Here is a 22,032-nt window from a genome sequence, read left to right on the forward strand (position 1 = left end):
TTCAGCGCCGATGGTAGTTGGGACTTTGTCCCTGTGAGAGTAGGACGTCGCTAGGCACACACGAGATCAGCCGATATGGTTGGTCTTTTTTTGTATTGTTTTTTGAGCGGAATTGTTTGGTGATTATGGTTTGTAGAACGTTTTCCGTTAATAAAATGACAATCAAAAAAAAGCTTGTGTATGAGTTAACGTACCACCCAATCGAAAAACGAATAATGATATACCGCAAACAGCATCATTTGTGCATGTTGTATTAAATCTAACAACCTAAGCCACTTCCTTAAAGAACTTCCATTTATTAAACGAGCAAATACTCTCATTTGGCTTTAATATTTTCCATTTTTTATAAAAAAAACATCCTGCCTATACAACAGGATGATTGAATTTAAGGTAAAGTATATCGTTTATTTGAAAAAACCTTCTTGAATTTCGAACCCAGTGTCAAGAAAATAATGCAGGTTCCTCTTTTAAGATATGAGTGAGCAATTCTGTCATTTTTACAGTATCACAAACTCTTACAGTAGCATCGCCAAAATGGCCTTTGTACATCACCTGATTATTTAGAAAAACGTCGTCTACTCGTTCGTATTTTTCAGAGGTGTGACCAATATGCCTTCTTTGAGGTATGGCAATTTCAGTATTATCCGGTAATACGGTGTAAAGTTGTTCATGATGATTGGTCAAACGATCGGGTATATCAAGCCATTCCTCAACTCCATGAATATATGTACATCTTCGTAAATCAACCCCGATTAATAAAATCCTGGCCTTTTTATCGAGTAATTTTCCCCAGCTCGATTCCCTTGCACAAGGCGTGTCAAATTTTTCATTTCCCTCAACAAATTCACGAGCACCTTTACCCAATGCTGCTACAGAATGAGTAGGATGCCATGAGCGAACAACACCGGGACGTTTGCGGAATAGTTCTGTTAATAGACCAACACAAGAAGGGGACTCATCTACATAAAACCGAGGATTCTCAGCATTTATATATGACCAAGTATGGGTTGGAAAAACTAAAAGGCCATTTTTCATGTATTCCGACAAAGCATCAAGGACGGTATCTGCGCCACCCTCAACTTGACCAATACTCTTCATCGATGAATGAACAAGTAAGGTTCCATTTTCATCAATATTTAATTTTCTCAGATGATCTAATAAGTCTTGTTTTGTGTACATCACATTCTACCTTTCTATCATTATAGCAATAGAATACCACATATACTTGGTAAGTCTAATGAAAGGGTAGGCACGATTGTAATTTATAATTTCTCCAATTTTTAAAGGACCACAACGTACCAGTAGTAACGGAAAGTATGGACAGTTTCAATGATCCAATTGGGTCAATGAAACTGTCCCCTTGCCTTAGACTCCTGGAAACCAGCCAGGTGTGTGAATGATTGCGTTCCATAGTGGGTCTGGAATCACTAACTCTATTTGTTTGGTTTTGTCAATTTTTGTGACGATTTCGTTTTCTTTGCCTTCTGCTACTTTTTGTACCCAATCTGGGTCAATGATTAATTCTCTACCTAATGCAAGTAAAGGGACACCGGTTTTAAAGGCATTCCGAGCATCTTCTGCTGTATAAATAGATCCAACTCCAATTAATGGAACACGGTTATCAATTGTTTCGAGCAAGTACTCAATACGAGTTTTGGTAGTATCCTCAACACCTCTTCTGGCAGTTGAAAAGAAATCTGCTAAAGACACATGAAGATAATCTAGACCTTTATCAGCTAGAGTATCAACCAGTTTGAGTGTATCACCCATTGTAATTCCAGGTGTTTCAGGTTCTTCTGGTGAAAACCGGTATCCAACAATAAACTCAGGAGTCGCATGTTCTTTTACAACTCTTTGCACTTCATCCACAATTGCGAGAGGGAAGGTCATGCGTTTTTCTAGACTACCCCCGAACCGATTCTCACGACGGTTTGAGTGTGGGGAGAAGAATTGTTGAATTAAATAGCCGTTTGCCCCATGTATTTCAACTCCATCATAACCTGCTTCAATTGCACGACGAGTGGTTTCGCCAAATGCTTTTATGATTTCTTCGACTTCATGTTCTGTTAATGCTCTTGGTTTTACATCAGGCTCCTCTGTTGATCTACCGCCTCTTTCTGCAGGCACATCACTAGCGCTGACGATTTCTCCATTTGGAACTAATTCAGGAGGGCACATTCTTCCACCATGAAAGATTTGTAAGATTGCTTTTGCCCCATTTTCTTTAATGGCTGCTGCTAATCGCGTTAAGCTTGGTATCATCTCATCTTTGTCACCAGCAAATTCACCGTGGAATCCTTTTCCATTTGGAGTAACATAGGTACAAGCTGTGATCACCATACTTACACCACTAGCACGGCGTGCATAGTAGCTCACCTCAGCATCTGAAACGGTTCCATCTGGGTTAGAAGAGAAGTTTGTCATAGGTGCCATGACGAGTCTGTTTTTTAATTCAACCCTGTTAGGGAGATTAAAAGGTGTTAACATTAATTGATTGTCTGAATTCATTGTTTGTAACCTCCATAAACGTTTGATTTTTATATGAAAAAACCAGTACCATTTTATACTTAGAAAATCAGTGGTACATTATTAGCGTGCAAAAATAATGATACTTGGAATCAGAAACGATAGGAAGTATTCTGCTTATTCATGGGTGGAAGCAGAAGGAGCGAACTTTGGGTGTGGATATGTGTTCAGAAGATTCTATAAAAAAGCGAGTTGACCCAAAAAGTCAACTCGCTTTATAAATGCCCCTGCCAAGGAATTTTATTTTACCACAAAATGCGGTGCAGTGTGTATGGGGAACATTGTCACAAACGTACCTTATTTAAAAATCTTATCAATCGCCTGAATTTCATCTGGTGTTAAAGCTACATCTAATGTTTTTAAGTTGTCTAAAACTTGTTCAGCTCGCTTTGCACCTGGGATGACAGCATCAATCTCATCTCGTGTTAAATACCAAGCTAATACGAGGTGGGCGACTTCCACTTGTTTGTCATTTGCAATGTCTCGAAGCTGTTCCACTTTTTCTAAGTTTTGATGGAATGCTTCGCCTTGTAAATGAGGCATCCTAGTTCGCAGGTCATTGAAGGTGGTGTTTTTATTGTATTTTCCGGCTAACAAACCAGATGCAAGAGGGAAGTAAGGAACAAATGAAATCTTATGTTCAGCAACATACGGTAACATTGCTTCTTCTGCGGAACGATCAATCAAGTTATAACCACCTTGGTAGACATCCACATACCCATCTTTATTGGCTTCTTTTATTTGATCCACAGAAAAATTAGATATACCAATTGCACGAATGATACCTTCTTCTTTTAAACGTTGTAATGCACCAACCGCTTCATCTTTTGGTGTTTTTTCGTCAGGAAAATGGATATAGAATAAATCGATATAATCTGTTTGAAGTCGTTTCAAGCTTTCTTCAACAGCTTGGCGTAAGAATGTAGGTGAATTATCAAGTACAGTTTCACCACCATTTTCTCGATGTGCAGCTTTTGTAGCAAGAATGACATCGCCACGCTTTCCAGATTCTTTAACGACTTCGCCAATTAATTCCTCAGAACGACCATTTCCATATCGATAAGCAGAGTCGATGAAGTTAATTCCGTTATTAATGGCAACACGAACTAACTCTTTTCCTGCTTCTTCATCTAGATTAGGGTATAGATTATGTCCTCCAACTGCATTTGTACCAAGACCAATTGGGTTTATGTATAGTTCTGTTTTACCAAGTTGTACCTTTTGAGTCATTTACAATTCCTCCTTTATTTGTTTTTTATTTTACCATTTCCTTTATAAAATTCTGAATGATTTGTCTTGCGCTGAATAGATTAGGCATTTCTAACTAGTGAAACTCTACATTAGCGTAAACAGGGATTGAAAGATAATTGTTGGATAATTTACCATCAAAAGATACTATACTATTTTTTATGGTATATCCCACCGAATTTACTTGCTTCTAGTCAAATGGGGCATCTTTTTTATGTAAAATTAGGTTATCAAGATGTAACAAAAAATGTGAATGTTTAAGAAGCATCTCAAGTGTTAAAGGATTAGAGTATAAATTTCTGGCTTTACAAACCCACATCTTAACGGGAGGTAGAAAAATGGGATCAAGAAGAGTTGTTTTAGATTTAGCAGTTAGTTTAGATGGATTTATTGAGGGACCAAGAGGGGAGGTTGACTGGTGTGTAATGGACTCAGATATGGGGTTTTTAGATTTCTTAAATAATATCGATACTATTTTTTACGGAAGAAAAAGTTACGATTTATGGGGTCAATATACTCCTAAAACGGAAGACCCAGATACGGAAAAGGAAATGTGGACTACTGTCCATAGTAAAGAAAAATATGTGTTTTCTAGAACGCAAAAAGGTACTGATCATCATGTGAAATACATAAACGATGATATTTACGAAGAAGTAAATAAATTAAAGAAAAAGCCCGGTAAAGACATATGGCTGTACGGAGGAGCGAGTCTGATCACCACTTTTATAAATGTAGGACTTGTTGATGAATATAGATTGTCTGTTCATCCTGTTGTATTGGGAGAAGGAAAACCTTTATTTAGCGACATAAAGCAGAGGATGAATTTGAAATTGGTTCAAACAAATAGATTTTCATCCGGCGTTGTTCAATTGATCTATCATTTAAACTAGTTACATTGACCGTTGGGACAATGAACCTGTCCCTCTATCCCAGTATCTGTTTCCTCTCGTAATCTTATATGATAAGATGTACAAGCCGCTACATAAAGTACGTAATTAATAAAAAAGGAGATGAAGATGAGTGAAACAAGAATTTATTGAAGTTGTTAATGGTAGAGAGAACAATTTGAAGAATGTGCATGTACAGGTTCCAAAGGGGAAAATCACGATTTTCACAGGGGTCTCTGGTTCAGGTAAGTCATCGATTGTTTTTGATACGATTGCACAGGAAGCAGGTCGCCAGTTGAATGAGACTTTCAGTAGTTTTGCTCGGCAGTTTTTGCCGAAATACAGCCGGCCTGAAGCTGATGAAATTAATAACTTATCTACTGCGATCATTGTTGATCAAAAACGACTTGGTGGAAACGCGAGATCCACACTCGGTACGGTTACTGATATTCATCCGCTGTTCAGACTGCTCTTTTCACGCTTTGCCCAACCAAGTATTGGTTGGAGTAATGCCTATTCCTTTAATGATCCGATCGGGATGTGCTCCCAATGTGAAGGGATTGGAAGAACGATTACGTTAAATCTTGATGCTGCACTAGATAAAGAGAAGTCTTTAAATGAAGGAGCGATTTTACTTCCAGGGTTTGGGCCGGGTACATGGCAATGGAAAGCATATGCTGAATCAGGTTTCTTCGACAAGGATAAAAAGATCAAGGATTATACAAAAGAAGAATTTGATAAGTTCGTGTATGCCGAAGAGGAAAAAGTCGCAATTAGTTATATGAATGGTGAAATCAATACAACTTATGTTGGTCTGGCTGTAAGATTTATGCGTCAAAATGTGAATCGTGACAAAGATACATCGAAAGCTGCCGAAAAGAAGCTCAAGGAATTTGCCACAACTGGTACATGTCCTAGCTGTCATGGAACTCGTTACAATGAGAAGGTTATGTCTTCTAAAATCAAGGGCTATTCCATTTATGACCTGACATCTATGCAATTGGATGAGTTAATTGAGGTTCTACCACAGTTTGACGAACCAAGTGCGAAGCCAATGGTGGATGGAATTTTAGAGCGGGTTAAGAATCTTTGTGATATTGGATTAAGCTATTTAACCTTAACACGTGAAACGCCGACCTTATCTGGCGGTGAGTCTCAACGGGTTAAAATGGTGAAATACTTATATAGTAACTTAACAGGATTAATGTACATATTTGATGAACCAAGCACTGGACTTCATCCTCGTGATGTCTATCGATTAAATGATTTACTTGTCAAATTACGTGATAAAGGAAATACCGTATTAGTCGTGGAGCATGACCCGGACGTTATACAGATTGCAGACCATGTCATCGATGTGGGTCCAAATGCTGGTACTAACGGTGGCAACATTATGTATAGTGGAAGTTACAAGGGATTATTGTCTTCTGATACACTTACTGCTCAGTACTTAAACGAGAAGATGGAAATCAAAGAAAACCCAAAACCAGTTAATGAATTTTTAGAAAGTAAAGAAAGTAGCCTTCATAATTTAAAAAACGTCAGCCTTCGTGTCCCTGTTGGTGTATTTACAGCTGTTACTGGTGTAGCGGGTTCTGGGAAAAGTACACTTGTAAACGAGGTGTTTGCAAAAGATTTTCCAGAGTCCATCCGTATTGACCAAAGCCAGGTCCATGGTAACATCCGTTCTAATCCGGCAACCTTTTCAGGTATTATGAATTCGATTCGAAAAACTTTTTCTGAAGCGAATAATGTGGAGAGTGGGTTATTTAGCTATAACTCTAAAGGTGCCTGCGAAACATGTGGTGGAACTGGAACGGTAGAGCTTAATCTTTCTTTCATGGATAAAATGGAAATGGAATGCAGCGAATGCCATGGTGATCGTTACAAACAGGAAGTCCTTCAATATATCTATAAAGGAAAAAATATTGTAGACGTTATGGAGATGACTGTCGCGGAGGCCGTAGAATTTTTTGATGCAAAAGACATCCAGCGACAGCTAAAAAGCATGGAAACAGTTGGACTAGGCTATCTCTCATTAGGACAACCCTTAAACACATTGTCCGGTGGTGAGAGTCAACGATTGAAACTTGCAAAAGAGCTAAATAAGAAGGGCAACATCTATATTCTAGATGAACCAACAACCGGGTTACACCTATCAGACGTTTCAAATATTCTACGGATTATTGAAAAATTAGTTGAAAAGGGCAATACAGTGATTGTGATTGAACATAACCTGGACGTCATTCGAAATAGTGATTGGATTATAGACCTAGGTCCTGATGGCGGGACCGGTGGTGGAGAAATACTATACGAAGGTCCACCAGCAGGACTTAAGAATTGTGAGCGGTCGATAACTGCGAAATACATTTAAAAGTATAGGTGACTGTTCTGGTGTGTGAAAGTACTTCCCGGCAAAGAGATTGTTTTCGATAGTAGCCCTAGTTAATTAGGGCTACTTTTTGTGTTCGCCCAGCATGGGCGAACTCTAACGGGTGAAAGTCCCGAGTGCGACCTTGTAGCGGTAAGCACATAGCTAAAAGCAAGGGTGTCCATGGAGACGTGGAATCTGAAGGAAGCTCGCGGCAAACCTCCGGTCTGACGAACAGAAACCATATAGGAGGCAACGTATGAGGATAAGACTGCACAAGAAGTTAAAGTCCAATAGCTACAGTAATCATACGGTGTAAATATGGCAGATAGATGGAGGGAAAGAGTTCGTACCTTAACTGGGGAGGTCTCACTAAGCTATACCAAAATCTTATAGAGATATAAGACTGGATGGTGAGAAGTCAGCAGAAGCCGTAGTAGTGAAGATGTCTAATGAAAGTTAGAAGGAGCGAAGGGCTGAACAATTTTATCGTTATAGAAATCTCAATTGGAAGAGGAAATAGACCACTGGCACATCGCGACAAAGTGGATACCGCCTTCACGAGACAGAAAGGAAATAACAAGCATGTATGAAGGAAAACTACTTGATAAAATCCTAAACAGGGATAATCTTAACCTGGCATTCAAGCAGGTGGAAAAGAATAAGGGTGCAGCTGGTATAGATGGAATGACTGTAGATGAATTGGGGGCATATATGGCATTAAATAAGGATGAAATCATCTTACAAATTCGCCAAAGAAAATATCAACCCTCTCCCGTATTAAGAGTGGAGATTCCTAAACCAAATGGCGGAGTTAGACTTTTAGGAATACCAACGGTCAAAGACAGGGTCATTCAACAAGCAATTGCACAAGTACTTACACCTATATTTGATAGGCAATTTAGTGAATATAGTTATGGATTCAGACCAAGACGGTATGCAGAGATGGCTATATTACAAGCTCTAGAATTTCTAAATGAGGGTCATGATTGGATTGTAGATATTGACCTAGAACGTTTCTTCGACACGGTCAATCACGATAGACTAATGAATCTTGTATCAAAAACAGTAGATGATGGTGACGTCATTTCTCTCATTCGTAAGTTTTTAGTGAGTGGGGTACAAATAGATGAAGATTATGAAGAAACAGTTATAGGAACTCCGCAAGGAGGAAACTTATCACCCTTACTCAGCAATATCATGCTTAATGAATTGGATATGGAACTTGAAAGACGAGGTCTCCGTTTCGTCAGATATGCGGACGACTGCATTATTATGGTCAAAAGCGAGATGGCTGCGAGACGAGTGATGAGGTCAGTGACAAGGTTTATAGAAGAGAAGCTAGGCTTGATTGTTAATGCCAGTAAAACGAAAGTAACAAGGCCAAATGACCCCTCCATGAAATTTCTAGGATTCGGTTTCTTCAAAGATTATCAAATGGATTTGTACAAAGCAAAACCACATCAAAAGTCAGTAGAAAACTTCAAGTTTAAGTTGAAACAATTAACACGGAAAAACTGGAGTGTTGATACGAAGTATCAGGTTGAAAGAGTCAACCAAGTAATACGAGGATGGATAAACTATTTCAAAATTGGTTATATGAAAAAGCTGTTGGGAACAATAGATTCCCACACAAGAGTTAGACTACGGATGTGTATTTGGAAGAAATGGAAAACAGCCAAAAACCGTAGAAAGAATTTAATTAAACTGGGAATGAACAAATATAATGCTTATAAATATAGCCACACCAGTAAAGGAATAGTACGTATCGCTTACTCATGGGTACTTACCACAACAATAACGAATAAGAGATTAGCCCAATTTGGACTAATCTCATGCGTGGAACATTATAACAAAGTACATGCTTAGTATAAAATTGAACCGCCGTATACGGAACCGTACGTACGGTGGTGTGAGAGGACGGCACGAAAGTGCCTCCTACTAGATCATTTCATATAAAAATGCGAAACTAAATCTAGCTTCAATCGTAAATAAATGTAAGTAAAAAATGTGATCAAATATACATGATATTTGTTGAACGGAAGTGCAGTTGAGCAATTTAAATCAACATAATTGCTTACTCATCAAAAATTAGATCGAATAACTTATATAAAATATAACTATCCGGCATTTTATGATTTCTAATTATCTTAAAGGGGGTGCTACGTTGGGAAAACACGCAGATGAATTATTAGCCACTATAAAAAAGTTCAAGAGCGGCGTTAGCAAAGAAAGTTGTAAAAAACTTAATTTAAATAAATGTGAACGAGTGGTTCAAAGGCTTGCTTCGTTTTCTGAAGACTGTGCGGATTGTCAGCGATATTTGCTTGAAATGAAGAATCATTTTATTCAACTAGAAGCGAATATAGACCGGATTGATATGATTCTAAACCATCATAAAAAACTGATTAATGACATTGTGTCTCATCTTCAGAAGAAGCATAAGTTGGTACCTGAGGGGATGTACTTAACATTATATATGTCAATAGGGATGAGTTTGGGTATTGTGTTTGGATTAACGATATTTGAAAATATTGGGTTAGGAATACCGATTGGAATGAGTCTAGGCATCGCAATAGGTGCTGGTTTGGATGCAGATGCTAAGAAAAAGGGAAATACCATTTAGTCTTATGGGTATCTCGCGGTTATGTTTATAACATGGTGAACAGGAAGGGTAAAAAAGGAGAGACCAGTCAATCTCTCCTTTTTTTGTTTACTTATTTGAACCTTTTGCCAACGATTTTCTATCAATTGCTTCTGGTTGTTTTTCTAACCATCCGTGTTTCACCATGATATTGTAAGAAAATGCACCTGCCTCCATGGCATGGGTAAAGACTTTAGAATAGTTAAGGATGATATCCGACCTAAAGCTGGAGCCTAATGATGCCCCGTAGTAAGAAAGAGCGGCATTGACTAAAAAGCCTGCGTGAAACATAATCAATTTGTCAGAAAATGGACTGATTGTTGAGTCGGTAACCTCAGCATCCCATTTCTCAGGGATTGGTAAGTGATCCTGTTGCAAGATTAGATCAAAACTTTCGGCATCTTTTCCTGCTAATTTAACGTTTTTCACCATAAACGCTCGTACTTCCTCTGACTTAGCTACCTGACTAAAAGCTAAACTTAATGATTTGATAAATCCAGTTTTCGTTGAATTAAAGAAAAGGGTGCTAATTTCCGAACTATTAAGTGGCCGTTTGTCACCAATTAAATTTGAAACAAATCCTGGTGATTCGAAAAACTCGGTCTTTTTTGGTGAAGGAATGGTTGGAACACTTGTGAATTTTGGCTCGTTCTTAGCTAATTCCACTATATTTTGAAACAGTTCCTTAGAAGATTCCGTGCACTCAAAGAAGTGATTTTGAATGTCTTCTCGTTCCGTGTTTGTGATCGCCAAACTATAAGCGGTTAATCCATGGATCGTCATAATATAGGAATAAAATAGTAAAAATTGATCTGAGAACAGTCGAGGTGCGTTAACATTTACGTCACTCTTAGTAAATCCAATTGGAAGTTTGAAATTAGCACTTTTTAAGAATTTGCTGATTTTCGTAATATGGCTTTCAGCTAACTGTAAGGAACGTTCTAAAATAGGTTTAATCTCTTTGTTATCAACAATGTTAAGAAAATATTTGTATACACATATAGCCATACTATCACCCATATACTGAAGCCACAGTGCGGATACTTCGGCAGCGGTTAAACTGTTGGTCTTGTTTTTACTTTCCTTAAAGATACCCAAAAAATATACCTCCGATTTTATCAATTAATATACTTGTGTTATTTTATGGAATGTAGCTAGGAATTAAACACTGATAACCGAATTACTATTTTAAGAAGGTTTAAACTCAAGTATAAAGAGAGTGATGTTATGAATAGAGATAACCCGAAAAAAGTGGAGAACAATCAAACGGTGGATTCTACATACATTCAGCAGCATCTTGCGAATGAACGAACATTTTTAGCATGGGTAAGAACGGCAATTGCGATTATTGGGGTTGGCTTCCTTGTAACGAATTTGCATTTTACAATGAAAACCAACCTTTCTCCATTGAGGGATCTATTAGCTAATGTTATTGGTCTATTTTCAGTGGGGATCGGCATTCTGACAATTATTATGGCTATGATTGCCTATATGAGAAAAATTAATGCGATTAATAACCAGACATTCCGTACACCCAAAACCACGGTGCTTACCCTTGGGATTTTTGTCATAACGATTGCAGTCGTCTTTGGAATTTACTTTGTGATTTTGTAAGGACTAACTAGGTATAACAAACTTTTCTAAAGTACCTCTGTTCTCGGTCTCTATGCTATAATTTGGAGGGAAATCATAATTAGGAGTGACCATTCTTGGCAATACATGTTGTACTTTATCAACCAGATATTCCGGCTAATACCGGAAATATTGCACGTACTTGTGCGGCAACGGATACAGCCTTACATTTAATCCGACCACTTGGCTTTTCAACAGATGAAGAAATGATAAAACGAGCGGGATTCGATTTCTGGCATTCTGTAAATATCACGTACTATGATTCATTAGATGACTTTTTTTCGAGAAATCAAGGTGAGTTTTACTATATTGAAACGTTTGGCGAAAAAACACATTCAGCCTTTGATTTCAGCGATGTTTCAAAAGAACATTATTTTATGTTTGGAAAAGAAACCACTGGATTACCAAAAGATTTACTAGAAAAACATAAAAATCACTTTTTGAGAATTCCTATGAATCAACATGTTCGATCCCTTAACCTTTCAAATACAGCTGCGATATTGGTATATGAGGCATTAAGACAACAAGGATATCCGAATTTGAAATAAGAAATCTTCCGTCTAGGAGTATTTTTTGTTTGCTTGCACATAGAAAGGCTGGTAATCTTTCAAGCATTTGCTTATTTTCACTGGCTATGTTTAACTAATAGATAGTAACTTAATAATCTAACAATTCGACTAGGGGAGCATGTATTTGCTGAGAGATAGAAATATCGACCCTTTGAACCTGATCTAGGTAACACTAGCGTAGGGAAGTGGAGTTGGTATTTGTCGTGTTTACGATGATATATTGCCGAACCCATTCCTAGTCACTAGTGATGGGTTTTGTTTTTTTATCTCCCCTAATGTCAAAAGTAGAGAGGGGAAATGAAAATGAGTCATTTATTTACAGATCGTTTATGGAATCGAGTAGAACCGATATGGAATTCGTATTTGGAACATCCTTTTGTCAAAGGGATAGGCGAGGGCTGGTTGGAAAAGGAAAAATTTAAGCATTATATGAAACAAGATTATGTGTATTTAATTGAGTATAGCCGTCTATTTGCGATAGGAAGTGCAAAAGCTCCCGATTTAAAAACAATGTCCATTTTTGCAAATCTTTTACATGGTACGCTTGAGGTGGAGATGGATCTTCATCGTCAATATGCTGCGAAATTTGGTATCTCTCATGAAGAACTTGAGGACACCAAGCCCGCAGCAACTACCACTTCCTACACAAGCTACATGCTGAACGTCGCCCATCTTGGGGGTGTTGAAAATGTTGTCGCAGCGGTCCTTACTTGTGCATGGAGTTATAATTTTATCGGAAAAGAGCTCGTAAAATGGCCAGGAGCCATCGAACATGAATTTTATGGAGAATGGGTTAAAATGTATGCATCCGATGAATTTACGAAGTTATCCGATGATTGTAAAACCCTTCTCAATGAAATGGCTAGTGAAAAATCTGAACGAGAACTAGCAACACTTGAAGAAATTGTGGTCAAAACAAGCATGTACGAATACATGTTTTGGGATATGGCGGAAGATTTAGAGGAGTGGCCTATTAATCTATAAGTGTTAAATCTTGAAACTCGATAGAGAGATATGTTTTCGAAATAATCCAATATTTCTGTTGACAAGCTTTTGTCCATTCATGTAAGGTAGTAAATAATAAATTCCTAACTTAAATACGATTTTCTCTTATCAAGAGTCGGGGGAGGAACCTGGTCCGTTGATCCCGCAGCAACCGTTACGATTTGTATCAAGGTGCTAATTCCAGCAAGCAAATGCTTGAAAGATGAGTGTGGACGTACAAAAAGCCTCTTCCTCATCGGAAGAGGCTTTTTTGAATTTTATATGTTTCACTTAACGAACATTAGGTATCCACATTATACAAAACTAAGTAAGTTGATGTGAAAAATCGTATTTTAATTGTGGAAAATACCCAATACCCAAGGGAGAGATGCAAAATGACAGTAACAAAATCAGATAGCTTGTACAAAAAGGAATACTTCGGAAGACTTCCAGAATTGAAACAATATGCTCCAGAGATCTTTCAATCTTTCATCAAATTTGATAGCCAAGCTTTAGCAGCGGGTCGACTTTCAGTGAAACAAAAAGAACTGATAGCCGTGGCGGTCGCACATATCACAGGTTGTCCATATTGCATTGAGTTACATGTTGGTAATGCCAAAAAGAATGACTCAACGAAAGAGGAAGTGGCAGAAGCTATTTTTGTTGCGACTGCATTAAAGGCTGGTTCATCTTTAGCCCATGGAGTGAATGCACTCAACGCTTATGATGGAAATGGCGATGAAGAGCTGTATAAGGCATCCTATTTTGCTAGACTGAAAGAATTTGCGGCCTTGAGTGGAGAGGCATTTAAAGCATTTATAGATTTTGACAGTAAGTCGCTCAAAGCGCAAAACTTAACAGAAAAGGACAAAGAGTTGATTGCAGTTGCTTGTGCACATACGACAGGTTGTCCTTACTGCATCGACCTTCATACGAAGAATGCTAAAAAAGCAGGAGCCGATTTGGAAGAAATTTCAGAAGCCATCTTCGTTGCCATTGCATTAAAAGCAGGATCTGCGCTGGCGCACAGTGTGAACGCACTTAACGCGTATGACGAGAAGTAATTAAGAGAAAAATAATAAGTGAAAAAAACGATTGACAAAAAAATAAAATAAATTTACACTTAAAACAACTATTTTGTATAACAAGATAGTTGTTTTTTATAACTACTATCTTGTTAAACCAACTACCAAAGAATAACTTTATTTTTTTGTTCACTACCTTGTATAACAAACTAGAGGAGGGAGTAAGATGAAATGTCAATAAGAAGCCAATTGTTAAAGGGAGTATTGGATGGATGTGTGTTGGCTGTCATTGAAAAAGAGACAGTCTACGGGTATGAGCTTTCACAAAAACTGTTGAATATTGGGTTAGCTGATGTAAGTGAAGGAACCATTTATCCCATTTTATTGAGACTCCAGAAGAATGGACTTATCCGGGGAGAAATGCGCCCTTCCGAATCAGGACCAAATCGGAAATATTATTTTTTGACAGAAAAGGGGCATGAGGCTTTAGAAGTTATTATCGAAGAATGGGAGCAAATTACAAAACCAGTAAACCATTTACTGAAAGGGAGGTAAGGATATGCTATCAACAAAAAGTGAGGCATTTATCGACAATCTCAGAATGTACTTAATGATGTCAGGAAAAAACGATCAAGAAATAAATGAATTAATTGAAGAATTAAAGGATCATCTTATTGAAGTCGAAAAGAGTGGCAGAAGCTTAAATGATATTATTGATCAAACACCAGAACAATATATGGCTTCATTAAAACAAGAAATGAAGACAGATTATAAAAGTCTATTAAAATTCCTTCCACTCTTTTTTCTCGGGGTTATTGCTTATTTCCTTATAGGACCCGCGATAAGAGGAGAATTCGCACTAAACATTGTACAAGTCATTGGGATGCCCATATTAGCTGTGTTAATGCTAGCGGTTTACGTTTATTTTTTACAGAATGCTGGTCGGAAGCAATACTCCAAGAAGAAGTTTTTTATTGGGAGCGTAATTGCCAGTATGATTGTCACAACCTTAGCAATTCTCTTAATCGTGGTGAGTACTCTATTTGTGGATCCTTTTTTTGTAGGCAGTACAACTGCAGATATAGTTGTGATCGTGATTTGCAGTAGTATTTTTGTAGGAACAGCGATTTGGAGTAAGATGTGGTTTCCCATTTGGATACCAGCTTTTCTGATTATTCCTGATATTTTCACCCGTTTTACAGACTGGAGTGTTGAAACAATCCTTATAATTAGCATGGCATCATTTGTATTGATGTTTGCGGTTATCATTTTGAATATCTTGATTCAAGAAAAAAGGAAAAAAAGGTTTGTCTGATCAAGTATAGAAATGAAACGAATATATTAGCCTATGGAAATTTTATGACAAGATGATATTTTACGTTATTTTAATGCGCGTAACATAAATCCATTATAAATGCTATATTTCTTAAAGCGATTTTAACAGCCCCTTAATATTCACTTACTACAATGGTAAAAAGGAAAGTGAATAGTAAGGGGCTTTACATGTTTCCTTGTGATTGAGATGAGATCTTATTATGGCAAACAAAAGGTGAAATGCTAAAAAGGAGGAGACCAATTTGGATACTGCTACGCATGTTATGACAGGAGTGGGTTTAGCGGGTTTGTCCTTTTTAGACCCAACTATGGCTAATCATCCAGAACTACTTTCATCTATGTTGTTTTGTACAATTGTAGGCTCTAATGCTCCTGATATAGATATCATTCATAAGTGGAAAGGGAATGACATTTATGTTCAAAAGCATCGAGGCTTTAGTCATTCGATCCCTGCTCAAGCGATGCTGATTTTTTGTATCGCAGGTAGTGCCACCATGGTCAATGGTGGATTATACTTTTCTACCTTTTTGCTTTGGACCTGTTTAGCAGTACTTCTCCATGTGATATCGGACATTTTTAACATTTATGGAACACAAGCACTTCGACCTTTATGTAATACCTGGATTGCCTTAAATATCCTGCCAATCTTTGATCCGTTTATTATGTCACTGCATCTACTTGGTACTTTTTTATGGTTAAGTGGTTTATCACCCGGCATTGTATTTTCTTATATGTATATTCTTATTCTTATCTATGTTTTGCTCCGATATGTCATACAACGCATGATAAAAAGAAAGCTGCTATCCAAACGAGATTCAGGAGTAACCTACACGTTAATCCCAATGTTCCGCATCGATCACTGGGGAATTATTGCCAGTTTAAATGATCGATATAAACTTGGAAAATATGAAAATGGTCGAATCTCTTGGTCAAAAGACATAATGAAAGCAGATGAAAAAAGCAACATTATCCGAGCTTCAAAGAAAAATACCTTTGTGCATTTTATAAAAAAACAATCGGATTGCATACATGCCAAGATCATCGAAAAAATGGACGGTTATGAGGTGCATTGGTATGATCTTCGCTATCAATCTAGAATCGATGAACCGTATGTGGCCATTATTAAATTAGATCAAAAGCTTAATTTTGTTCATAGTGAAATAAAACGTGGTTTCATTAAACCCACAGAAAGTGCGGAACAAGGAATGAAGTGACTACAGTTCACTCTTCACATCTATGAATATACTTTTCAATGCACCGCAATATGTGGTGCTTTTGTATATAAAAATCCCGAGCAATATTTTGTGTTTATGCAAATAATTTTATTTCCCTGAATGTCTTATTCCTTTTTTATATTCGTCAAATTCTCCCCAAGACAAATAGCATAATCCAGCTAATAAAGAGAGTAAACTCAAGGTACTGATGGTGTTTCCAACTGGTGCACCGCCAATCGCTTTGCTTAAATACTTAACTGCAATTAAAATCGTTGAAATCGCGATAAATGATATGCCCACGCTTCTTTTAATCAAACTAATTCCCCCAGTGAAATGGTTTTAAACGATCTAATTGATTGTTCATTATTTTATCCATATTTTAACATATACAACCAGAAAATACTGTAGAATTCAAATTGCATTTTATGGTTGTCCTAAAGATGTGTATACAACCAGACAAATTTGGAGTTCCACACGGATGTCGAGTGATTGGGAGCATACGTACATCTAAACGAGGATGTTTGCCTATCCTCCAAGTCAGCAGCCCAGAACATACATAATCCCAAAATATCCTGAAATATCCAAAAATATGAGATTTGAGCAATTATTCTAAAAAGATATACAATTTTATTATGTCTTTTGTCTTTTCGTTTAGAGTTCAAAAAAGCATCAACAATTAGTAAGTTTGCTAGTTTAAAAAACTTATGGGGGTATGTAAATTAATGAAGAAACGATTATCCATTTTATTTTTAGTACTAGTCTTGGGAATCATGACAGCTTGTGGCACAGGAGAGGGAACGGGTGGTACGACTAAGGGGGCCACATCAGGAGGATCTAGTCTAGATGAGTTGAAAGAAAAAGGTACCGTTACGATTGGCTTTGCGAATGAAGCGCCATATGCCTATCAAGATCCTAAAACAGGTGAATTAAAAGGGGCAGCCGTGGAGATTGCGACAAAGGTTTTTCAAAATATGGGAATTGAAAATGTAGAAGGCCAAATTGCCGAGTGGAATCAGTTGATTCCAGGGGTAAAAGCGGGCAAATTCGATGTCATTACAGCAGGAATGGCGATTTTACCAGAACGTGCTGAACAAGTGGCATTTGGTGAACCGGAAATTCAATATGGTGAAGGATTAATTGTTGAAAAAGGAAATCCCTTAGATCTTCACAGCTACACAGATATTGCAGACAATCCGGATGTGATAGTAGCTGTCATGTCTGGTGCAACAGAGATCGAGTTCTTGAAAGAAATGGGTGTGAGCGAAGACCAAATCCTTGAAGTTGCTGATATTCCAGCGACATTCTCTGCTGTCCAATCAGGTCGAGCTCAAGCAACAACTGGTACTGAAATGACAGTGAAAATGGCTTTAGAATCTTCTGATCAAAATGCACTAGAATTTGTTGACGATTTTGAGCAACCAGATATCAAAGGTGTACCAAGCTATGGTGCAGCAGCATTTGCGAAAGGAAACGAAGAATTGAGGGAAGCGTATAACGCAGAACTTCAGAAACTTAAAGATAATGGAGAGATTCTTGATCTCATTACCCCATCTGGATTTGGTGAAGGAAACCTTGTTCCAAATGATTTAACGACGGAACAAGTAGTGGAAAGTTTAAAATAACACGGGGAAAAGATGGATAGGTCTCCCAGTTTGGGAGACCATTTTTCATAACAAATGAGGTGAGTCCAATTAGTCAAATAGGTGAAATCTTTTCAATATTACTTCAAGGTCTTAATATTACGATTCTAATTTTAGTTACGTCTGCATTTTTCTCTTTTTTAATTGCTTTTTTAGCTGGATTTGGTCGCTTGTCAAAGAATTTTTTTATTCGAAAATTCACAGGGTTTTTCGTAGAAATTTTTCGCGGAACCTCGTTAATCATTCAGTTGTTTTGGTTCTTCTACGCACTTCCGATTTTGTTTGGAATTGATTTGGGCTCCGAATTTTGGGCATGTGTGATTGCGATTTCCATGAATTATGGAGCCTATATGTCGGAAACGGTTCGTGGTTCAATCCTCTCTGTTTCACACGGACAAACGGAAGCAGCCATTGCTCTCAATATGTCACGCTTTCAACGCATGAAAATTGTTATTTTGCCACAGGCAGTGCGGATGATGCTACCGGAATTCGGCAATTATCTTATTCAAATGTTGAAGGCAACCTCACTCATATCACTCGTGGGCTTGGCTGATATTGTGTATAAAGGTCAACTTTATACAAATACCAATCTTTCTTCGACGCCTACTGTATACTTATTTATTCTTATCTTTTACTTTATCATCGCCTTACCGTTAATCGGTTTAACAAAGTGGGCGGAAAAACAATCATCGAAGGGAGTGGCTAGCGAATAATGTGGGATTGGAATATGTTTTTTGGATCACTTCCGATGATTTTCAAAGGGATGTGGGTGACCCTCGGGGTGACCATTGCTTGCTATCTTTTTGCGATGGTATTTGGTTTTGTTTGGGTAATAGTAAAACGGATTCCATTTAAACCTTTTCAGTGGTTGGTTTCATTTGTTCTTGAGTTTATTCGATCGACACCACCACTCGTCCAATTATTTTTCTTGTTTTTTGGGTTGCCAATGGTTCCATATATTGGAGTGAGCTTAAGTCCATTCACGGTTGCTGTACTGGGGCTTGGTGTTCACTTTAGCACATATATATCTGAAATATATCGTTCAGGAATTGAATCAGTAGATAAAGGACAATGGGAAGCCTCTATTGCATTGAACATGTCTATTAAAGATAGATGGACAAAAATAATCCTTCCCCAAGCGATTCCTCCGACGATCCCAATGCTTGGGAATTATTTGATCATCATGTTCAAGGAAGTACCTTTGACGTCAACAGTTGGTGTTGCAGGTATGCTCCTCATGGCTGATAAATTTGGTGCGAGAAATTGGGCTTATTTAGAACCATATACATTAGTGGCTCTTTTCTTCCTCCTATTAAGTTATCCATCAGCCGTTTTAATTAAAAAGTTAGAAAATAAACTGAATCGACGTTTTGATAAGAAAGATCCAACGGGAACGAAAAGTATAAAGAAGGGAGTGGCAATCGATGGCTGAGCCAATTGTAACCTATAAAAATGTGACAAAGTCTTTCGGTGAAGTGGATGTCTTAAAAGGGATTAACTTAGATATCGCACCTGCTGAAAAGATTGCGTTGATCGGACCAAGTGGGTCTGGGAAAACGACGATTATTCGTTTATTAATGACATTGGAGGAACCTACTTCAGGGGTCATCGAGGTGGATGGTCAAAATCTTTGGCAGATGGAGAAAAAAGGGGAATTAGTAAGAGCCAATGAAAAGCATTTGAGGCAAATAAGAGGGGATATCGGGATGGTTTTCCAACACTTTAATTTGTTCCCACATATGACCATTCTAGAAAACTGTATGACAGGTCCAATTCATGTGAAAGGTCATTCCAAGGAAGAGGCCAGGGAAAATGCAATTGAAATACTAGAAAAGGTTGGGCTGGGTGATAAATTAGATAACTATCCCAATCAGCTTTCCGGTGGTCAAAAGCAACGGGTAGCGATGGCACGTGCTCTCGTGATGCGTCCGAAAGTAATGCTGTTTGATGAGGTAACCTCTGCCCTTGATCCAGAGCTTGTTGGTGAAGTTTTAGAGGTCATCCGTGAAATTGCCAAAGAAGGGGAAATGGCGATGGTCCTTGTGACACATGAAATGGACTTTGCACGAGATGTCGCTGATCGGGTCATCTTCTTGGAGAATGGTGTTATTGCTGAACAAGGCACACCTGAAGAGGTATTAGAAAATACGGAAAGCGAACGACTGCAGCAGTTTCTTAGTCGTTTTCGGTCTTGAAAATCTGGGGAAAACCAAATACCAATTAAATCATTTGTGGAAAAGGTGAGACATCGTAAGGTCTCACCTTCTCTTTTGGACTACAAGAATTTAAAGGATAAACGAAAAAACCGTTCTGTGATCTGAACGGTGAAAGTGTATAAGGTTTATATTCCAGTTTTAACGCCAAAACCTATTAAGATGATGCCAGTTGATTTTTGGAAAACTTTTTGGAATTTGGAGTTATTTAACCATTTTTTTGCGAAATCAATTACATAAACAAGGGTAAGAAACCATAATACAGCGAGAAAGGTAAGGATGAATGCTAACAAAAACAATTGCTGGTTTACATTTCCGCTCAAATCAATAAATTGAGGCATGATTGTGATATAAACCAAAACAGTCTTTGGATTAAGAACATTACTAAGTAAAGCTTGCATAAAGGACTCTTTATTATGCAGGAGTTTAGAATTGCTTGGAGCATTTGCTTGTTCTTGAATTTCTTTTAAAGAAAACACACTTTTAGTGAAAAAACTTTTTATGCCCAAATAAATTAAGTATGCAGCTCCTAAATATTTGATTGTACTGAAAAGAATGACAGACTTTGCAATGACAACTGATAATCCAAGAATAGCAATAAGCGTCCAAAAAGAAAGTCCTGTTGCCATTCCGAGAACGGTATAACGTCCAGCTTTTGATCCATAGCTGAGTGTATTCTTTACTAAGAGCATTGTATCTGCACCGGGAATAACAACCATCATTGCAGCAATTGATATGTATGTTAGTAAACTATCCATCTAGTTTCTCCTTCCAATTACAATAGTGACTACGTAGGTAACTACTTAAAAAGTATATCAGATGGACTTGGAAATAATCAACAGAATTTGTTAGTATATTAGTTACAATGGTAGCGACTAAGGTTGTGTTGGAGGGTTTATGAAAGAAAACATTTTAGAAACGTTAAAAAACCTAAATTTTACTGAATATGAAGCGAAAGCATATCTTACCTTATTGGAAGACTCACCCTTAACTGGCTATGCAGTAGCAAAAAACTCTGGTGTTCCACGTTCAAAAATCTATGAAGTTTTGGATAGTCTCACTTTAAGAGGGGATATCCTGATTAGTCCTGGAAATACAGCACAGTATATTCCTGTTCCTGCAAAGGAGCTAATAAAAAACCGCCGAATCAAAGCAGAAGAGAATTTTGAAAGAGCAGACCAATCATTAGCGGAATTTGAACGTTCTACAAATGACCGTGAAAATATATGGAATATCATGGGACGAAATGAAATACTTGATAAGGTGAAAGATTGTATAGGATCAGCCAACAAACGAATTCTTTTGGAGGTTTGGAAAGAGGAATTTGTAGAACTAGAGTCTGAACTAAGACAAGCGGCAAAACGAGGAGTCAACGTAACAATTATTGCATATGGCGAAATTATCTCCGATTTCGCGAATGTCTACCTCCATTATATGGGGGATAAAATTACGGAAGAGTATGGTGGACGATGGCTTGTTATGAGTGGAGATGATTCTGAAGTAGTAGCAGGTATTGTATCGCTGGACAAAGATAGCCGTGCAGCTTGGTCAAGGCATGTAGGTTTAGTGATGCCAATTACAGAAGTCATGATTCATGATCTATATATCATGGAAATGATGGAGGAACATAGAGACGTTTTAGAGGAAAGCTTTGGGAAAAACCTCATTAATTTACGTCGCAAATTTTCCATTCATCCAGATTTTAAAAAGCATTATATGAAATAGAGTTTGCATTTTTAGAAAC

Annotated in this window: 22 protein-coding genes and 2 riboswitches; of the genes, 16 read left to right on the forward strand and 6 right to left on the reverse strand. The window is 37.6% G+C overall.

Features of this window, described 5'->3' with window-relative positions; genetic code table 11:
* Window positions 1–441: 441 nt before the first annotated feature.
* The 3 genes from RGU12_RS00005 to RGU12_RS00015 all read right to left on the reverse strand — a co-directional run bounded on the left by RGU12_RS00005 (window position 442) and on the right by RGU12_RS00015 (window position 3,756).
* On the reverse strand, window positions 442–1,179 hold the full coding sequence (locus RGU12_RS00005) for an AAC(3) family N-acetyltransferase (RefSeq protein ID WP_309534220.1): 738 nt from the start codon (window positions 1,177–1,179) through the stop codon (window positions 442–444).
* Window positions 1,180–1,365: 186 nt separating this feature from the next.
* Window positions 1,366–2,508 (reverse strand): NADH-dependent flavin oxidoreductase, encoded by a 1,143-nt coding sequence (locus RGU12_RS00010; protein WP_309534221.1) that lies wholly within the window; start codon window positions 2,506–2,508, stop codon window positions 1,366–1,368.
* A gap of 315 nt (window positions 2,509–2,823) precedes the next feature.
* Window positions 2,824–3,756 carry an aldo/keto reductase gene (locus RGU12_RS00015; RefSeq protein WP_309534222.1) on the reverse strand — a complete coding sequence of 311 codons (933 nt, stop codon included), beginning with the start codon at window positions 3,754–3,756 and terminating at the stop codon, window positions 2,824–2,826.
* A gap of 356 nt (window positions 3,757–4,112) precedes the next feature.
* On the opposite strand from RGU12_RS00015, the gene RGU12_RS00020 reads away from it, so the two are divergent.
* The 4 genes from RGU12_RS00020 to RGU12_RS00035 all read left to right on the forward strand — a co-directional run bounded on the left by RGU12_RS00020 (window position 4,113) and on the right by RGU12_RS00035 (window position 9,658).
* Entirely contained in the window at window positions 4,113–4,664 is a 552-nt protein-coding gene (locus RGU12_RS00020) for a dihydrofolate reductase family protein (RefSeq protein WP_309534223.1), read from the forward strand.
* 130 nt (window positions 4,665–4,794) lie between these two features.
* Entirely contained in the window at window positions 4,795–7,035 is a 2,241-nt protein-coding gene (locus RGU12_RS00025; RefSeq protein WP_309534224.1) for an ATP-binding cassette domain-containing protein, read from the forward strand.
* A 582-nt stretch (window positions 7,036–7,617) separates the two neighbouring features.
* Entirely contained in the window at window positions 7,618–8,901 is a 1,284-nt protein-coding gene (ltrA, locus tag RGU12_RS00030) for a group II intron reverse transcriptase/maturase (RefSeq protein WP_309534225.1), read from the forward strand.
* A gap of 298 nt (window positions 8,902–9,199) precedes the next feature.
* The gene (locus RGU12_RS00035; RefSeq protein ID WP_309534226.1) at window positions 9,200–9,658 is read left to right on the forward strand and encodes a glycine zipper domain-containing protein; all 459 of its coding nucleotides are present in this window, start codon (window positions 9,200–9,202) and stop codon (window positions 9,656–9,658) included.
* Window positions 9,659–9,745: 87 nt separating this feature from the next.
* Here the strand turns inward: RGU12_RS00035 and RGU12_RS00040 are convergent, their stop codons facing one another.
* Entirely contained in the window at window positions 9,746–10,774 is a 1,029-nt protein-coding gene (locus tag RGU12_RS00040) for a DUF3231 family protein (protein WP_309534227.1), read from the reverse strand.
* Window positions 10,775–10,903: 129 nt separating this feature from the next.
* Between RGU12_RS00040 and RGU12_RS00045 the strand changes: the two genes are divergently transcribed.
* The 7 genes from RGU12_RS00045 (at window position 10,904) to RGU12_RS00075 (ending at window position 16,435) form a co-directional block, all read left to right on the forward strand.
* Window positions 10,904–11,290 carry a YidH family protein gene (locus tag RGU12_RS00045; RefSeq protein WP_309534228.1) on the forward strand — a complete coding sequence of 129 codons (387 nt, stop codon included), beginning with the start codon at window positions 10,904–10,906 and terminating at the stop codon, window positions 11,288–11,290.
* A 95-nt stretch (window positions 11,291–11,385) separates the two neighbouring features.
* Complete coding sequence (trmL, locus tag RGU12_RS00050) at window positions 11,386–11,856, forward strand: tRNA (uridine(34)/cytosine(34)/5-carboxymethylaminomethyluridine(34)-2'-O)-methyltransferase TrmL (RefSeq protein ID WP_309534229.1); 471 nt, start codon at window positions 11,386–11,388, stop codon at window positions 11,854–11,856.
* A 121-nt stretch (window positions 11,857–11,977) separates the two neighbouring features.
* A riboswitch (TPP riboswitch) is annotated at window positions 11,978–12,078 on the forward strand.
* A 102-nt stretch (window positions 12,079–12,180) separates the two neighbouring features.
* Window positions 12,181–12,861 carry a thiaminase II gene (gene tenA / locus RGU12_RS00055; RefSeq protein WP_309534230.1) on the forward strand — a complete coding sequence of 227 codons (681 nt, stop codon included), beginning with the start codon at window positions 12,181–12,183 and terminating at the stop codon, window positions 12,859–12,861.
* Window positions 12,862–12,984: 123 nt separating this feature from the next.
* Window positions 12,985–13,091, forward strand: a riboswitch (SAM riboswitch).
* A gap of 165 nt (window positions 13,092–13,256) precedes the next feature.
* Window positions 13,257–13,925: a carboxymuconolactone decarboxylase family protein gene (locus tag RGU12_RS00060; protein ID WP_309534231.1), complete on the forward strand. Its 669-nt coding sequence runs from the start codon at window positions 13,257–13,259 to the stop codon at window positions 13,923–13,925.
* Between the two features lie 192 nt (window positions 13,926–14,117).
* The gene (locus tag RGU12_RS00065; RefSeq protein WP_309534232.1) at window positions 14,118–14,441 is read left to right on the forward strand and encodes a PadR family transcriptional regulator; all 324 of its coding nucleotides are present in this window, start codon (window positions 14,118–14,120) and stop codon (window positions 14,439–14,441) included.
* Between the two features lie 4 nt (window positions 14,442–14,445).
* Window positions 14,446–15,201, forward strand: coding sequence for an HAAS domain-containing protein (locus tag RGU12_RS00070; protein ID WP_309534233.1), 756 nt, complete (start codon window positions 14,446–14,448; stop codon window positions 15,199–15,201).
* A 262-nt stretch (window positions 15,202–15,463) separates the two neighbouring features.
* Complete coding sequence (locus RGU12_RS00075) at window positions 15,464–16,435, forward strand: metal-dependent hydrolase (protein WP_309534234.1); 972 nt, start codon at window positions 15,464–15,466, stop codon at window positions 16,433–16,435.
* Window positions 16,436–16,543: 108 nt separating this feature from the next.
* Here the strand turns inward: RGU12_RS00075 and RGU12_RS00080 are convergent, their stop codons facing one another.
* Complete coding sequence (locus tag RGU12_RS00080) at window positions 16,544–16,750, reverse strand: hypothetical protein (RefSeq protein ID WP_309534235.1); 207 nt, start codon at window positions 16,748–16,750, stop codon at window positions 16,544–16,546.
* Between the two features lie 407 nt (window positions 16,751–17,157).
* Here RGU12_RS00080 and ehuB point away from each other — a divergent pair, with 407 nt between their 5' ends.
* The 4 genes from ehuB (at window position 17,158) to ehuA (ending at window position 20,270) form a co-directional block, all read left to right on the forward strand.
* Entirely contained in the window at window positions 17,158–18,057 is a 900-nt protein-coding gene (gene ehuB / locus RGU12_RS00085) for an ectoine/hydroxyectoine ABC transporter substrate-binding protein EhuB (protein ID WP_309534236.1), read from the forward strand.
* A gap of 68 nt (window positions 18,058–18,125) precedes the next feature.
* Window positions 18,126–18,788, forward strand: a complete 663-nt coding sequence (locus RGU12_RS00090; RefSeq protein WP_309536238.1) for an amino acid ABC transporter permease — start codon at window positions 18,126–18,128, stop codon at window positions 18,786–18,788.
* Between the two features lie 14 nt (window positions 18,789–18,802).
* Complete coding sequence (gene ehuD / locus RGU12_RS00095) at window positions 18,803–19,507, forward strand: ectoine/hydroxyectoine ABC transporter permease subunit EhuD (RefSeq protein WP_309534237.1); 705 nt, start codon at window positions 18,803–18,805, stop codon at window positions 19,505–19,507.
* Window positions 19,500–20,270, forward strand: coding sequence for an ectoine/hydroxyectoine ABC transporter ATP-binding protein EhuA (gene ehuA, locus RGU12_RS00100; RefSeq protein WP_309534238.1), 771 nt, complete (start codon window positions 19,500–19,502; stop codon window positions 20,268–20,270). Before ehuD ends, ehuA begins: the two co-directional genes overlap by 8 nt.
* A 146-nt stretch (window positions 20,271–20,416) precedes the next feature.
* Here ehuA and RGU12_RS00105 read toward each other — a convergent pair whose 3' ends face one another.
* Window positions 20,417–21,046 carry a homoserine/threonine efflux transporter gene (locus RGU12_RS00105; RefSeq protein WP_309534239.1) on the reverse strand — a complete coding sequence of 210 codons (630 nt, stop codon included), beginning with the start codon at window positions 21,044–21,046 and terminating at the stop codon, window positions 20,417–20,419.
* A 139-nt stretch (window positions 21,047–21,185) separates the two neighbouring features.
* On the opposite strand from RGU12_RS00105, the gene RGU12_RS00110 reads away from it, so the two are divergent.
* The gene (locus RGU12_RS00110; protein ID WP_309534240.1) at window positions 21,186–22,013 is read left to right on the forward strand and encodes a TrmB family transcriptional regulator; all 828 of its coding nucleotides are present in this window, start codon (window positions 21,186–21,188) and stop codon (window positions 22,011–22,013) included.
* Window positions 22,014–22,032 lie beyond the last annotated feature (19 nt).

It is taken from the genome of Ferdinandcohnia sp. QZ13 (assembly GCF_031324165.1).
In the GTDB taxonomy this organism is placed as follows: Bacteria; Bacillota; Bacilli; order Bacillales; family Bacillaceae_L; genus Ferdinandcohnia.